A 15,413-nucleotide genomic window follows, 5' to 3' on the forward strand; every position below is an offset into this window, starting at 1 on the left:
CGAGCAGTCGATTCAAGGAAAATACAAGGCGATTTCCCAAGGGTTTCCTGGGAGATCTTGTGGCAGACATGAGTTCAAACTCAGTGATTTTTAATCGAGATACTTTTTGCGAATTCTCAAAATATCACGGAAGACACGAAGGATTTCTTTGTAGACTTTCACCTTCGAGCCAGGGACGTCTTCCCACTGGCGAAGTGGATACTCGATAAGATTATGCCCCTTCAAACGAAGCATGATCTCGACGTCAAAAATCCAATTACTGAGGAAGCCTTCACCGAAAGCTTTTTTCACGTGCTCTGCGCGGAAGAGCTTCGCTCCACACTGAGAGTCATAAGATTCTACTCGCAGAAGAATGGAAATCAGTGTTGCAAATCCCCGCCCCAGATAATGGCGTTTTGGTGAGCGCACGATTTTGCTGCCAAGACGATACACGCGACTTCCCCAAATCGAGTCAACGTCGTTGCTGTAAAGTTCTGCGTATTGGATCATGTTGGGAACTTCCCAAAGTGGAGTTGCAAGATCCGCATCCCAGAACCCAACCCACGTCGCTTTAGAAAGCGTTGGATGAGTCAAAACATGAAGCATGCCCTCACGAACGGCGGCGGCTTTACCACCGTTTTTAGGACAGCGGTGAACGTGCAGATTCGGTTTACCTTGAATGAATTGTTGAATCTTGGCGACGGTATTATCTTTAGACCCATCGTCAGTAAATAGGATTTGTACTTCCCCTTGCGCCCCTTCTTCAAAGGCTTCAAGGTCAAGACGCTTTTCTTCATTATAGCAAGGTACGACTAGGACGATCATAGGCTCCTTATCGGCGGTGAACTTTAAGGTTGAACTTAACCTAAGACCAGTTATGTTTTAAGGATATGCGTAAAAATCTAGACCTCGCTGTAAGTTGGTTACTTTTCTTTTTTTGGTTCGGTTGCTTAACTTCTCAAACCCTCATGGATTTTGCCGATTTTTTGATTTTTTCAGCAGGAGGCTGGGTTCTTTTCTCAATCTCCAAGCAGAAAAACGACTGGAAACTATTGTGGCCTAAAACAACCGGACTTGGCGCACTTTGGATTGTTTGGTTAGTCATCATCGCTCTCGGACTCTTCAACAACAATCCTGTAAATAAAGACACCATCGAAGCCCTATTAGAATTCCGCTGGATGCTGAGCTTCCAGGTTCTCTGCTTCACTTTGGCTTGGATTGACTGGGATGACAAAAAAGCCCAAATCTTGATGACAATTCTTCTTGGAGTCGTCGCACTTTCATTTGGCTTCTACTATTTCGCTGAAGACCCTCGCGCTGGCGGCCCTTTTGGACACTCGATGCCTTTTGCTCACACTTATGGAATGGCATTTGTATTTGTAGCTGGGTTTCTGTTGGTGGGTATTAAGAATATGGCGTCCTGGAAATATCTGGCCCTTATCACAACTCTTGCGACCGCAATCATTACTTCCCTCAGCATGACCCGCGGTGCCTGGCTGGGCATGCTTGTCGGTGTGGTTTGCATATCGCTTTTGGTCGGACGTCGTTGGTATGGCCTTGCACTCACCTCCTGCTTGATTGCCACCTTTGCAATGACGCTGGCGATATCCCCTGTCGCTCGAGAGCGCACACTTTCAACGAATACCAAGGTCAACGAAAGTGACAATCAAAGAAAAGCTCTGTGGTTAGGAAATATCGAGATCGCCAAAGACTATCCAATTCTTGGTACAGGCTATAGTCAGAATAAAAAACACCTCAGAGCCTATTTTGATAAGTTGAACTATCCAAAAGATCAATTTATCAGCCACGCTCACAATCAGTACATTCAACTACTAGCTGGGACCGGGATCTTAGGCTTAATCTGTTATCTGATTTTCTTAGGCGTGATTTTACATCACACTTTTATGGCATTCTGGAAAACAGACGCCAAAGAAACGCTTCTGAAGTCCATCACTCTAGGTGCCTTAGGCGCGCAGATTTGTTTTGTGGTTGGATCACTGACTGAATCTAACTTTTCCATCTCGAAAAATAGATACTTATTCTTGCTGATTTCAGCAATGGGGATTTCTATTTATTATCGGTACATCCTCAAAGAGAACTTCCAAAAATACAAAACAGAAAGCCCCAACGGGTAATTAATTGTCGCTAGTCATCTTTGAAAGCTTGATGGCTTTAAGCTGACCTTCATAGGTAGGATGCTCATAGTTAGAGTTTACTAATTTGCTGAGCACAAAGATGGCTTCTTTATCGCCACTTCGAGAAGCCTCAAGCATGGCCTCAACTTCGTTCATAAAATCAATTTCTCGGAAGTTTGCAGGTAGCGCATCACCTTTCGGAACTACCAAGATGTCCGGATGCTCTGTATCCAACTCATTTCCAGAAATATAAAGTTCTTCAAACATTTTCTCGCCGGGTCTAAGCCCCGTGTAGTGAATTCCGATGTCCTCTTCTTTTTTACCCATCAAGGTAATCAAGGTTTTCGCAACATCGATAATCTTAACCGGCTCACCCATTTTCAAAACATTGATATCACCAGGTTTCGAGAACGATGCCGCCTTAAGAACAAGCGACACAGCCTCGTCAATTAACATGAAGTACCTAGTAATATCTTTGTGAGTAATCGTCAGTGACTCGCCGTTTTCGATTTGCTTCTTCAAAAGTGGCACCAGACTGCCGCTGCTTCCAAGCACGTTGCCGAAACGAACCGCGCAGTAACGACGATTCGTCCTAAATCCCGTCAAGCTGGTCAATACTTCACAAATACGTTTGGTAGAACCCATAACCCCTGCTGGATTCACGGCTTTGTCGGTGGAAATCAGAACGAAGTTCTCGACCCCGGTTTTTTCACTCGCATCCAGCAAGTTTTTTGTTCCCAAAACATTATTTAATATCGAAGTGTGCGGATTGGATTCAACCAAGTGAACATGCTTATAAGCGGCCGCGTGAAAAACGATTTCTGGCGCGTACTGCGAAAACACGTTGGAAACGGCATCTGAATCTTTAATATCAACTAGGCATGGAACCACAGTCTCTTCATATCGAGCAGACTGCTTTAGCTCTTGGTCAATATTGTAAAGATTAAATTCTGAGTGATCCAAAACCATCAAACGCGACGGACCAAAACCTAAAACCTGTCTGGTGATCTCGCTGCCGATAGATCCACCAGCACCCGTGATCAAGACACGTTTTCCAGAGATCATTTCTTTGGTGGAAGTAAGGTCGATCTCGTGTGGATCTCGCTTCAATAGATCCTTAAGCTCAAGCTGACGAAGTGGAGTTTGAATTTCGGTATCCACAGACTGATTTAACACCAATGGCTTAATACCGTGGTTCGCACAAACTCTGAGAAGGTCTTTTAAGAAATCCACAGATGGATCTGGCACACCAACCACAACCTGAGTGACAGCATAAGCGGAAATAAAGGTCTCAAGATTTTCACCAGGACCGAAAACTTTAAAACCAGAAATGCTTTTTCCGATCTTCTTTGGATCATCGTCGATGAACCCGACCACAAAAAGTTTGAGGTCTTTGTCTACCAAAAGACGCTTCAGAACCCCTTGGCCCATAACACCAGCACCATAAATCAAAGTGCGAGCACCGTACTTTTGCATTTGGCGGCTACTTTGGTATTCATAGAATAAGCGTCTGGCGATACGAATACCTGCAAGCATGAAAACCAACAAGAACGCATCGATGAAATACACAGAGCGCGGAATGGCGCCGAGGTTAAACAGGTAGGTCGTAGCAACGATCAAAACCGAGGAAACCGAAATGGCTTTGACTAAGCGAAACGCATCGATTGCAGATACGTATCTCCAGATGATGTTGTAGGTTTCGAAATACAAAAAGCATAAAAGTCTGAAAACCAAAACGATTGGAAGAATTTTATTTAAAGCCGGAATGAAGTACTGGGCCTCGTCGATATTTACACGTAAAAAGAGACTGGCATAGAAAGAGAAGACCACCAACAAAAGGTCTGTCATTAAATGCCTATAGTTTAACTTTTTAATAAGTCCCATTCATTACCTCAGTGGTGAATGCCTTCACGCATGAAAACCTTGAGTACCGTCAAAACCATAATCTTCAGATCAAACCAAAAAGAACGATTCTCGAGGTATTCTTTGTCGAATTGAACTTTTACCGGAATCGAAAGCTCGTCACGTCCGTTGACCTGCGCCCAGCCCGTGATTCCAGGACGTAAAGCATCGACCCCGTTCTCGGTTCTTAAAGCAATCAGATCATCTTGATTAAATAAAGCGGGACGAGGCCCCACAAAACTCATATCCCCTACCAAAACAGACCAGAGCTGCGGAAGTTCGTCCAAACTTGATTTGCGCAAGAAAGCTCCCACACTTGTGACATAGTTCTGAGACGTCGATAATAAGTGTGTAGCTACCTGAGGCGTGTCCGTTTTCATCGAACGAAACTTGGGCATCGAAAACACATTGTTTCTACGCCCCACTCGTTGCGACCAATGAATCACAGGCCCTTTAGAGTTCACCTTGATTGCAATAGCAATCAGGAGGACTGGAAGTGCAATAACAAACAACAATACGAAGCTTACAACAAAATCAAAAATTCTTTTAATCATGTCCTGAAACGCCAATAGGTTTACTCGCAAAAATATTTAGGAAATCAAGTTATCACTCCGTACTGGGAAGATCAAATAAAGCATATTTTAGGACTACATTCCGAGTTTAGACGTAGAGCATTATGGTGCTCGATAAAGACCTCGAGGTGGGCCTTTACAATTTCTTTCTCCCGCCCTTAGAATCTTATTCTCAACCGTCAGTAAAATCGTTATGAGAAGAGGAATTATGGCTATTAAAGTATTACTTACCGGAGCTAGTGGATTTGTTGGCGGTCGCTTCATGAAAGACCAGGGTCAGCACTTCGAGATTCAAACTGTCGACCTTCGCAAAAGCACCCCCGAAAGCCTGGATATGTCTGGCATTCATAGCATAGTGCATTGCGCAGCCCTGGTTCACCAGATGCAAGGTGCTCCTGAAGAGAAATACTTCGATATCAATACCGAACTCACCCGACGCCTGGCTCAAAGAGCTAAAGATCAGGGAGTTAAGCAATTCATCTTTCTGAGCACAGCCCATGTTTTCGGGGACTCGGGAACTCTGAAAAACCCTGCACCTTCATTGAATGAAGGCACCCCTTGCCATCCCAAAGACGCCTATGGAAGAAGCAAACTAGAGGCAGAGAAGAACTTACTGGAAATGAAGTCCGAAAACTTCGTCGTCACTATCATTCGCCCGCCAATGGTTTATGGGAAAGGGGCCAAAGGAAATCTTCTGGCTCTCGCAAAGCTTGTTCGCGTGGCTCCGTTCTTGCCACTGAAATACACCTTAAATCAACGTAGCGTCATTTACGTTGGCAACCTTTGCCACTTTATTGGTTTAGCCATTCAAGCAAAAAAGTCTGGAATTTTTCTACCTCAAGATCCTCAGCCACTTTCTATCGCAGAGCTTGTTGATGGCATCGCGAAAGCTATGGACAAAAAAACACACTTATTCGCCCTCCCATTTTTCTTCTATCGCATCCTCTTCAACGCGGTTCCGAGCATTTCTCTACGTCTTTTCGGATCTTTGGCTTTGGATAGCAAAGGCTCCAATACGGCCCTAAACTATAAAGCACCCTACTCGACACAAGAGGGTCTTCGAGATATGTTTAGCCAGTAAGGATTGTCGGATTGCGTTAGATCAGCTGAAATTCGCTGCTGACAAGCTTGCAAGTTGCTAACAATCTCATAATATCAGTCCACTTTTTTCCTGTTTTTGCGCATACGAGGTTTCCTATGGAATTCGATAATAAAGTGCTCCTCATTACTGGAGGTACTGGCTCATTTGGTGGTGCAGTTCTGCGCCGTTTTTTGAATCACAACCTCAAAGAAATTCGTATTTTCTCTCGTGACGAAAAGAAACAAGAGGACATGCGCCAGTTCTATAGAAATGACCGCTTAAAATTTTATATCGGCGATGTTCGCGACCGCCAAAGTATCGATGCTGCCATGAAAGGCGTTGATTACGTTTTCCACGCCGCCGCTCTTAAGCAAGTTCCTTCTTGCGAGTTCCATCCTTTGCAAGCAGTTAACACAAATATCTTGGGCACCAGCAACGTTCTGAACTCAGCCATTGATTGCAACGTTAAAAAAGTGATTTGCCTGAGCACCGACAAAGCCGTTTATCCGATCAACGCTATGGGCATGAGCAAAGCTTTGATGGAAAAAACTTATATCGCGGCTTCTAAATTTGCCTCTGAAAGTGGAACCATCATCTGCGGAACTCGCTACGGAAACGTCATGGCCTCTAGAGGCTCTGTGATTCCGCTCTTTATCGAACAAATCATGGCTGGAAAACCAATTACGATTACTGATCCAAGCATGACACGCTTTATGATGTCCCTGGATCAAGCCGTTGACCTGGTTCTTTTTGCCTTCAAGCATGGCGATAGCGGCGATATGTTTGTACAAAAAAGTCCTGCTGCGACCATCTTGAAACTTGCAGAAGCTATTAAGAAATCTCTTAACAAAGAGTCGCATCCAATTAAGGTGATCGGCACTCGCCATGGTGAAAAACTTTACGAGACCTTGTTAACTCGTGAAGAGATGGTTCGCGCCATTGATTTAAAAGACTATTACAGAATCAGACCTGATTCCCGTGACCTGAACTACAACATCTATTTGGATGATGGGGAAGAGGTTATCACGCAAGCTTCAGAGTACAACTCTCACAATACTGAACAGCTAGATGTCGATGAATTGGTTCGCATCGTAATGGGTCTTGAAGAGACCAAGCAATACTACAAAAGATAAGATGATTTCAGTCAGAGTCCCCTCTTAAGGAGACTCTGGAGACTATGCCACTTTCTTTTGCTCTTTCGGGCAAGATCCCAATGCATACAACAAAACCATCAATGGCAACACATGGCCAATGGTAAAGCCATAAGGTTGGAACACCAAGATCGGCAATAAACTTAAGTTAAATGCCAAGTTCTTCATACTTGCAAAAAGGCGACGATAGAAAAACATACAAAGTAAAAAGAAAAGTCCACCAAGACGAGAAATAAAGTCAATCACCGCCGAGTGCGGATTATGACCAAACATCTGCCACGAAGAACCCGCTGCATTTCCTACCAAAAAGTACTTTGGCAAATTGCTGTACATGTAGTCGTACTGATTCAAGCGCAATCCCAAGCTAGTATCGACTTCAGACATGGGACGTGCGTCTTTGAGAGCGCGTCTTTTCTCTTCCATGAGCTGGCTTTTCGTCTCTTCATCTTGTTGAGTTAAACCAAAGCCGTAAAGAATCATATTTCTTTCGGTGATTGCCTTACGATGGGGTTCAATTCCACTCAGCCAATCTTGATAATATGCCGTGGATTGCATAACCAAAGTAATAGCCAAGGTCACAAGGAAGGCCGTAGCCAAAAACCACTGAAGGCCAAAGCTCTGAAGCTTACGAATAAAACCTGAGTTCCACTTAGCAATGATAAAGCTAGAAACTAAGAAAATTGTGATGCCCATGTACACAGCCTTAGATCCGCCAATAACAATTACTGGCAAAGCAATCAGCAGGTTCCAATATCGTTTCTGAGAAACCTCGACCCAGCAAAAATACATCAACATTGCTGAGTAAAGATTGCTCGAGAACGTTCCCCCGTGCACAAAAAGTCCGTTACGGAAGAAATAAGCTTTAATCAGAAATATATAGAACAGATAGGGAGAGTACTTCAAAATGCGTTTTTTTACTTCAGGCGAAGAAAAGTAAATCAATGCCGCCAACTCTAAATAGACGACCTGATATAGGTAATGAGGCTCGAGGTAACCATTTTTAAAGTAGTGAATCCCCATGAGGATGCCCGCAGCAGCAACAAGAGCCAGCTTTTTCCACTCGATCGGACGAGCAAAAGCCACCAGCAAACCAACTGCGGCCAACAAAAGATTCGAGACCATTTTAGGAAGGAAAGAATAGTCCCCGGTCTCTTCAACCACGTATCCCCAAGGAATTATGAGGCAGGCAAAGGCCACATAATACATAATTTCCGTCAGACGCTCTTCCCGCTTCTGCAAAAAGTCGATTTTTAACACTTACGGATCTCCTCATGAAGAGTAGGTAGTTTCACTTTAAATTTGGTTTCATACGCAGAAACATCCATACGCATATCGCGCGGACGTGGTGTCGTCAGAGCAACATTTTTATAATTCACTGGTTTTACCAAGGATTCATTCAAACCATGAAGACGCGCAAGCTCCACGATGAACTCGTACTTACTCATCCCCTGATTGGAACCTAAGTTATAAACTCCCGGGTGAAACTGACTTATAGATCTTTCGATCCCTTGGCACAGAGTCGTGGAATGGACCGGAGAGAAATAAATATCGTCAAAGCCATTGATGGGTTTATTGGCCTTCAATGTTTCCAGGACCCAGTCTGAAAAACTCTTTTTCTTTTCAGTGGCGACACCAAAGAAGCTTGTTCTAAGAACAACCGCATTGCAAAGGCCCGCCATCTCATCACCCAAGTATTTTGTCAGAGCGTAATGATTTACAATTTTAACATCGCTCTCTTTAGCCAATTTTGAGTCATAAACATGGTCCGTAGAAATATGCACAAGCTTAAAAGGAATAGAATCCTTCAAAGAACAACGTGCTAAATTCTTTAACGGAGCGACATTCAGTTTGTACGCAAGCTCACGTTCGCGCTCGCACAAATCAACATCCGTTAACGCCAACAGATTGACGACGTAGTCTGGTCGGCTTTGCAAAAGCAATTCTTTTACATTTTCGTAGACTGAAAGATCAGAAGTATAATCTGCGCGTTCTCGCTGAGAATGGGTGAAGACTTGCCAAGACGACTGGGCCGCCAAAAAAGGCACCAACGCAGATCCCAGCATTCCCTTCCCGCCTAGAACTAGAATCTTCTGTTTTTCCACGCGACCCCTTTCGAATACGCTATACTTAAAGACATCCAGAGAGAGCTCCATCTTAATGAGTCCATCTGCATGCGCATATATTCCCGAGTGTATCTTCCGAAAATATTAAATCCGAAGCCAAAGAAGAAATATGCAACGACGGTCGCGACCGCAAAACCTTTTAAACCAAATCTTTGGCCCAAATATAAATTAAGGCCTATTTTCACACAACATGAAAATAAAGTCTTATAGAGCGAAAGATAGTAGTGCCCATTATGAACTTCCCAGATGTGCTGAATATTTGCCCAGAACAGAAAAAACACGCCCCAGAAATAAATTGCAAACACGGCAATGGCTTCGTTGAACTGTGGCCCCACTGTCAGAGGTACGACAATATTCATCGAAAGAGTCAGTACAATCCCAAGAACTAAAACAATCAACGCCGAGATGCTGTTCACTTGAACAAAGATCTCGCGCTGTCGAAGCTTGTTGCCAGCCTCTCGAAAAATCACCGGAAAATACGACGTGCACAGCGCCGAACTGATAATGACCCAGGGCTCGCTAAAGCGCATCACGACAGAGTAAATGCCTACCTCGTGCGCACTCAAAATATGCTTAATCATGAACACATCGCTCAGAGACAAAGACATAAATAGAATCGTCGAAAAAAAGATCGGCGCACTTCGCCGAAAGATCGAAATCACCGTCTTGGAATCAACGCTCCATGGCGCCTTTTCGGTAGATCGAACGCGAAAAAAAAGCAGCAAAGCGGCAGAACAGATCAGCCCTTGCAAAGAATAACCGATCGTCTGAAAAACTAAGTCCTTTGAAAAGTACAAGCTCCCAAGTCTAAAAAGGATAGAGAAAAATCCGCCTAAAAAAAGTGCTAAGCTTGAATACTTAGACAGCAGTTTTGAATCAAAATAGTTCCCAATGGGGTTGGTCGGCTTTGAAAAGACACCCGGAAGAAATAACAGCAAAGCGGCAAGATGGGCCGAATTTTCCAAGAAAAATAAGGCAAAGACGCCAATCATGGCCCCGGCAATGACAGACAAAATGACACAAAGCATGGAAGCCGAGCCCAGGACAGCGCCAATCCCCTCTTCTTTGGAGTTCAGAATGTCTTTCTTAACAACGCTTTCATGACATAGAGAATCTAGAGCCGTCGAATAAAGAAAAATAGATAGTAAATAACTAAACTCTCCAAAGTCATGTGGTCCCATTACTCTGGAAATCAAGATCGTGCCGACAAAAACAACTGCTAAACGAGAGATGTTGAATGTCAGATACCAAAAACTATTTTTCGAGGCACTTTGCATTATAAACTCTATTTTTTAGGATAGATGTATAGTAGAAACTACACTGTTAAATATCAACTAAGATATATGCCGAGGGGCCCATGTTTTCTGTACTGATGGCGATTTATAGAAATGATAATCCTGCGTGGTTGCGTGAAAGCATTGATAGCCTCTTAAACCAAACCCTCAAAGCCTCTGAAATCCTCATCGTTAAAGACGGCCCATTGACAGAAGAACTTGAAACTTTGCTGGCGTCTTACAAGGATCCTTCGCTGGTTTATCTTCCTTTAGAAAAAAATGGCGGACTGGCAATGGCTCTCCGTCAAGGCATCGAAGCATGTAAGAACGAGCTGATTGCACGCATGGACTCTGATGATGTGTGTCACCCTGATCGCTTTCGCCTTCAGTATGAAACCTTTCAACAACATCCTGAAGTTTCTCTTGTCGGTACGAGTGTGATTGAGTTTGAACACACTATCGAAGACGCTACATTCATTCGCGAACTTCCTGAAGGTGGCCCTGAGCTTTTGAAATATGGTAAGCACCGCTCTCCAACTAACCATGCGACGGTCATGTACCGTAAAAGTGCTGTGCTTGCGGCTGGAAACTATCAGAACTTCCTTTGGAACGAAGACTATCATCTTTGGGCTCGCATGATTCAAAAGGGATTCCTTTTCAAGAATATCAAGCCGGCTCTTCTTTATGTGCGCGGTGGTCAATCTATGTATCGCCGTCGTGGCGGCATTCGCTATGCGATTCAGGATATTAAGCTGCAAAAGTATTTTTATAAAATTGGTTACGCCAACATCTTAGACGTGACGATCAACTTGGCGACAAGACTTCCGGTCCGACTGTTCCCGAATACAGTCCGCCAATTCGTCTACGAAAAGTTTCTCCGCAAATAACTGATGCCACATACTGAATATAAAACGGTCGCTATTTTCATAGCGACCGTCTTTAGATAAGCGTTAGATTAAAAAAATCTTCGAATTGGTCTTACATTTGGAGGCGACGAAGCTCGCAGTTATTATTGCCACCGTCGCAAGATATATAATACAAATAGCCGTCTCTTAATGCAGTTAAATAGCCATATCGTGATTTCAATACTGATTTGTCCGCAAAAACTGTCGCGACTCCACTTGGAGAAATTTTAAGAATTTGATCATGTGTTTTGATATACAAATCGCCCGTATCAGACAATAAAGGGCTGTGCACCTCTTCACCACCGTAAATAAAACTCATGTCTCCTGAATCTGAGACAAACATCAGTCTATTAGGATTGCTTCGCCAGCCCATCAGCCCATACATAACAATGTAAAAACCACCTGGAACAGGTATAAACTCAGCAATTCCACTTTCATTTTGTTGTATATCTGCCAAAGCAGCACCCTGAATCATTGGTACTGTTGTTCCATCAGAGTTCAATTTGTAGATCTGAGTGGCCGAAGCTACGAATATTTCGCCGTTCTTACCTAAGACAACATGATTAGCTCCATCATGATAGTCTGACAAAATTGTACTGATGTTTCCACTGGTATCCATTTTAACAGCACGATGCCTACCATTAAGCTGTCCATGGTTACAATAGGGGCTAAAACCGCCATAGTAGATGCTATCGTCACTGCCAATAGCGTGAACATCTCCATACACGAAAGTCTCCGCTCGGCAGGTTGAATCGCCATACGTATCGATGGCGCTCTTAAAGAGCGTCAATTGACCATTCTGTAAAGAGTAAATGGTATTCCTATTAGTAAGTACAATATCGCCGTTACTCTTGAAGAACATACCAGAATTCTGAAAGGGAATTTCAGCTAAAACTTCATACGCGGTTGATGTATCGAAATCGTTTGAGCTGTTGTTGCTTTGTCCTTCTTCTTCACTTGGTTTACAAGCGCCTAAGACAAGTAATAACAAAGCTGAGGTTAGTATCACACGCATCAAAGAACCTCCCGGAAACGTACATATCGTGTTTATACACAAGCTTTGTTTATTATATCGAAGGAGCGCTCTGAGTAGGTGTAAATATGACGAAAACAATTATAGATGTCTCACGCTGAGAAGACGTCTCTTTATGAGATCCTAATCTGTTGAGGAATTCCCGAGATTTACTTAAATATTTCCGCTTTCAAAAAGCTTATCCATCAGCATGACGGCGCCGTCGATGCTTAGATGAAAATCATCTGAATACATAATCGTATTGTCTCTAGTAATAGGACATCGCCCTTGCTCACAGAGGAAAGACATAGGATCAAAGACTTTCACGTTAAGAGCTTTCGCCAAAGCAGGTTCCACCGCTTTTCGATAGCCCTCTTGTTTTATGCGCTCGGCTTCTTCAGAAAATTGGCAGGTTGCAAGCTTGTTCACAAAGGGTCTTGGCAGACAGCTGTCTAACGGAAATGGCAATGACGGAATGTCGTGGAAAAAGATCGCCTTCTTTTGCATTTTTGCGAGATTTTCCAGCGTCCGAGAAAATGCCTTGTTGAAAACGTCTTCTTGCTTCTCAACACCTGGGTTCAATTTATCTTGAATAAGATTCTTGTACTTAAAACTTGCTAGCTGAACACCAGCTTCTTCAAAGTAATTGCCCCAAAAAGCGCTGAGCACAACTGTATGGATGGATTTAGTTTTCTGTATATATTCAAACACGTCATCCAACGTCGTTTCCGGATTTCTTTTGCTGACGACATTCATTAATGGCGAAGTCCCACTTCTTCCTAAAAGGAGAAGGTTTTCGCCAATAGAATCAAAGTACTTTTTTAACCCCGGATACAAGTGGCTAGCATGACTATCACCAATCAAAATCACCGTCGGCGGTCGAGTGGCGTCGGAAATCGAGCACATTTCAATTTCCATAACTTTTTCATTACAGATGCGACCGTTCTCGGAATCTTTTCCGGCTTTAAAGGCCTCTTTGGAAACCCGTGCAGCCTCAAGTCTTTTAAATCTTGTGGGAACTCCGTTCATGCTCCAGACCGAAAATCCGACTAAACCCAAAACGACCAAAGGTGTTACCATTTTAGCAATAGACCTAAATGACAACGTGATCGCCTTCAGTGGCTTTTCCAAATATTCATAAGATAAGACCGCTAGAATCAAAGATGCAATCAGCAGGACAATCTTGGTAGTAAGTCCCACAGAACCGCTAGTTACAATATGCGCATAAGAGATCAAAGGCCAATGCCACAAATACAGTGGATAGCTGATCAAACCAATGTACACGATGCGCTTATCCGAGATCATCTTATTAACAATGCTAGATTCCCCAGCTATGATCACAAGACAAGTTCCAAGAACTGGTAATAGAACCCACCAACCTGGAAACTGCTTATTTTGATTTAGAATGTAGAATGAAAATAGAATCAGGCCAAATCCCGCTAGCGAAAGAACAGAACGAATTCTACCCTGCACTTCTGCTGGCTTCACAAAGATCAGAAGTCCCCCGATAGCAAGCTCCCACAAACGTGTTGGCAACAGATAGAAACTGAATGCCTGGTGGTTTTTTGTCAGACCCAAATTCAACCCCAGCGACACAATTGTGATTCCTAGCAAAGAATAAATGAGTACTTTCTTATTTTTCCCAAGGAAATATATCAGAAAAGGCCAAAAAATATAAAACTGCTCTTCGATCGACAAAGACCATATATGCAACAACGGTTTTAAGTCAGAACTTCTGTCAAAATAGCCGCTCTCACTGAACAGTACGAAGTTCGTCGAAAATAAGGCACTAGAAAAAAGCTGTTTGCCAAAATTTGCAAACTCGTCCGCCACCAATAAAAGGCTGCCCGCCATGCAGCACACGACCAGAACGGCAATCAGGCTTGGAAAAAGCCTTCGAACTCGTTTAAAGTAAAACTCTTTAAAAGAGAATTTTTCTTCTTGAATGTTTGAATACAAAATCCCAGTAACTAGATATCCTGAGATAACAAAGAAAACATCAACCCCCGCAAAACCACCTTTCAGGTGGTGCGGGAAAAAATGGAAAAACAAAACTGCTAAAACAGCAAACGCTCGAAGTCCGTCAATGTCAGATCTATAGTTACTCTTCTTTAACATCGATAGAATTTTCCTAGACTCCTGTTTGCTCACGTCAAACTAAATAGATATGTTCGATTTTCTTAAGAACAATAAAATCCAAATCACGATAAATATCGATTCTTTCTGGAAATGTGTTGTCCACAACCAAGGTTTTTCCGAGCAAAGAACCTTGATACAGTACTGACGAAGACTCTGAACACACATAACGACAACGTGTCACCGACTTCTCGAGCGAGACTTCACGAACATTCTCTTGTTGAATGTTTCGATCACGAAGCATCTGCACTTCATAGTCTTTGGTCTGCAAAGGATGCAAACGAACCAAAAGTTCGCACTTATGACTGTGGGCAAACTTCTCTAGGTTCTGTAAAACAGCTGTAAACTCTTTAGGACTCGAGCTCAGCTGATGGTAGTAAGTAATCGCATCAAGTTGGGTAACCGGCTCTGGCAACGGATGAATAGCTTTAAAAAAGCGATACTCTTTCGTGTCAGATCCGAGCTCTTCAAAGAGTTTTTTATAGAACTCTTCCCAAACATAAGCGATCTCGAAACTCGAGAACGCATCCTGCATGGAAAACCACTTCTCCCCATGCATGTAGTTGACGTGACAAATTCCAAGATCTCGAAGGTATTGGGTCAAAAAGCTAGACTCAAAGGTCATCTCTTGCGTCACCAAAACATTGGACGGCGAATAGATCTCGACCAAATCCGAATAGACGCCCAACTTCCAAACAGTACGAAGAATGAAATAAGGCCTAAACCCTGAGTTTAACAGGATCGCGCGCAAATATTTATAGTCCCGGGCACGCAAAGATCCAAACGGCATCTTCACATAAGTCGGAGAGAAGTCTTTTTTAACTTCCTCAGGAAATCGACCTGTCAGGCTGATATTTGCAATCGGATTCTTGGCGTCTTTAGATTTACGCAGCAAGAGAACACCCATCAGCACTGGCAATAAAAATATCGAAGCTAGGTTATAGAGAAACCACACACGGCGCAAAAAGTAGCGGCTATGGCAATCGTGCTGACAAAGAGAGTTTTTTAGAAGTGGCGACACCCCAGAGTGACGAGTTCGCGCCATTTCCATGACTTGTTTTTGATAAGCCTTACCATGTGGGATCACCGACAACTTGCTAAAATAAAAAACCAGCCACTTTAAAAGTTTCATTCTACAAATCT

At 43.2% G+C, this 15,413-nt stretch carries 13 protein-coding genes; 4 read left to right on the forward strand and 9 right to left on the reverse strand.

Annotated elements, in window-relative coordinates; all coding sequences use genetic code 11:
• Nucleotides 1-90 precede the first annotated feature (90 nt).
• Nucleotides 91-804, reverse strand: coding sequence for a glycosyltransferase (locus ACLWBB_RS12190; RefSeq protein ID WP_413287799.1), 714 nt, complete (start codon nt 802-804; stop codon nt 91-93).
• Nucleotides 805-947: 143 nt separating this feature from the next.
• Here ACLWBB_RS12190 and ACLWBB_RS12195 point away from each other — a divergent pair, with 143 nt between their 5' ends.
• Nucleotides 948-2,114, forward strand: a complete 1,167-nt coding sequence (locus tag ACLWBB_RS12195) for an O-antigen ligase family protein (RefSeq protein WP_413287800.1) — start codon at nt 948-950, stop codon at nt 2,112-2,114.
• On the opposite strand, the gene ACLWBB_RS12200 is transcribed toward ACLWBB_RS12195, so the two are convergent.
• Together ACLWBB_RS12200 and ACLWBB_RS12205 are read right to left on the reverse strand one after the other, a co-directional pair.
• A complete protein-coding gene (locus tag ACLWBB_RS12200) occupies nt 2,115-3,962 on the reverse strand; it encodes a polysaccharide biosynthesis protein (protein WP_413287801.1) in 1,848 nt (615 codons plus the stop codon). It lies immediately after the preceding gene.
• A 44-nt stretch (nt 3,963-4,006) separates the two neighbouring features.
• Nucleotides 4,007-4,570, reverse strand: a complete 564-nt coding sequence (locus tag ACLWBB_RS12205) for a sugar transferase (RefSeq protein WP_413287802.1) — start codon at nt 4,568-4,570, stop codon at nt 4,007-4,009.
• Nucleotides 4,571-4,796: 226 nt separating this feature from the next.
• Between ACLWBB_RS12205 and ACLWBB_RS12210 the strand changes: the two genes are divergently transcribed.
• On the forward strand, nt 4,797-5,669 hold the full coding sequence (locus tag ACLWBB_RS12210; protein WP_413287803.1) for an NAD-dependent epimerase/dehydratase family protein: 873 nt from the start codon (nt 4,797-4,799) through the stop codon (nt 5,667-5,669).
• Between the two features lie 116 nt (nt 5,670-5,785).
• Entirely contained in the window at nt 5,786-6,802 is a 1,017-nt protein-coding gene (locus ACLWBB_RS12215; protein WP_413287804.1) for a polysaccharide biosynthesis protein, read from the forward strand.
• Nucleotides 6,803-6,844: 42 nt separating this feature from the next.
• On the opposite strand, the gene ACLWBB_RS12220 is transcribed toward ACLWBB_RS12215, so the two are convergent.
• The 3 genes from ACLWBB_RS12220 to ACLWBB_RS12230 are packed head-to-tail and all read right to left on the reverse strand — an operon-like array spanning nt 6,845 to nt 10,220.
• Nucleotides 6,845-8,077 carry a hypothetical protein gene (locus ACLWBB_RS12220; protein WP_413287805.1) on the reverse strand — a complete coding sequence of 411 codons (1,233 nt, stop codon included), beginning with the start codon at nt 8,075-8,077 and terminating at the stop codon, nt 6,845-6,847.
• Nucleotides 8,071-8,922, reverse strand: a complete 852-nt coding sequence (locus ACLWBB_RS12225; RefSeq protein WP_413287806.1) for an SDR family oxidoreductase — start codon at nt 8,920-8,922, stop codon at nt 8,071-8,073. Before ACLWBB_RS12225 ends, ACLWBB_RS12220 begins: the two co-directional genes overlap by 7 nt.
• Complete coding sequence (locus tag ACLWBB_RS12230) at nt 8,901-10,220, reverse strand: flippase (RefSeq protein ID WP_413287807.1); 1,320 nt, start codon at nt 10,218-10,220, stop codon at nt 8,901-8,903. The genes ACLWBB_RS12225 and ACLWBB_RS12230 overlap by 22 nt, the downstream gene beginning before the upstream one ends.
• Nucleotides 10,221-10,300: 80 nt before the next feature.
• Here ACLWBB_RS12230 and ACLWBB_RS12235 point away from each other — a divergent pair, with 80 nt between their 5' ends.
• Complete coding sequence (locus ACLWBB_RS12235; RefSeq protein ID WP_413287808.1) at nt 10,301-11,104, forward strand: glycosyltransferase; 804 nt, start codon at nt 10,301-10,303, stop codon at nt 11,102-11,104.
• 91 nt (nt 11,105-11,195) lie between these two features.
• Here ACLWBB_RS12235 and ACLWBB_RS12240 read toward each other — a convergent pair whose 3' ends face one another.
• From ACLWBB_RS12240 to ACLWBB_RS12250, 3 genes are all read right to left on the reverse strand, one after another.
• Nucleotides 11,196-12,140: a hypothetical protein gene (locus tag ACLWBB_RS12240; protein ID WP_413287809.1), complete on the reverse strand. Its 945-nt coding sequence runs from the start codon at nt 12,138-12,140 to the stop codon at nt 11,196-11,198.
• 168 nt (nt 12,141-12,308) lie between these two features.
• Nucleotides 12,309-14,252, reverse strand: coding sequence for an acyltransferase family protein (locus tag ACLWBB_RS12245; protein WP_413287810.1), 1,944 nt, complete (start codon nt 14,250-14,252; stop codon nt 12,309-12,311).
• A gap of 34 nt (nt 14,253-14,286) precedes the next feature.
• Nucleotides 14,287-15,402 (reverse strand): hypothetical protein, encoded by a 1,116-nt coding sequence (locus tag ACLWBB_RS12250; protein ID WP_413287811.1) that lies wholly within the window; start codon nt 15,400-15,402, stop codon nt 14,287-14,289.
• Between the last annotated feature and the right edge of the window lie 11 nt (nt 15,403-15,413).

The organism is Bdellovibrio sp. HCB337 (assembly GCF_047302465.1).
Lineage (GTDB): Bacteria > Bdellovibrionota > Bdellovibrionia > Bdellovibrionales > Bdellovibrionaceae > JACMRP01.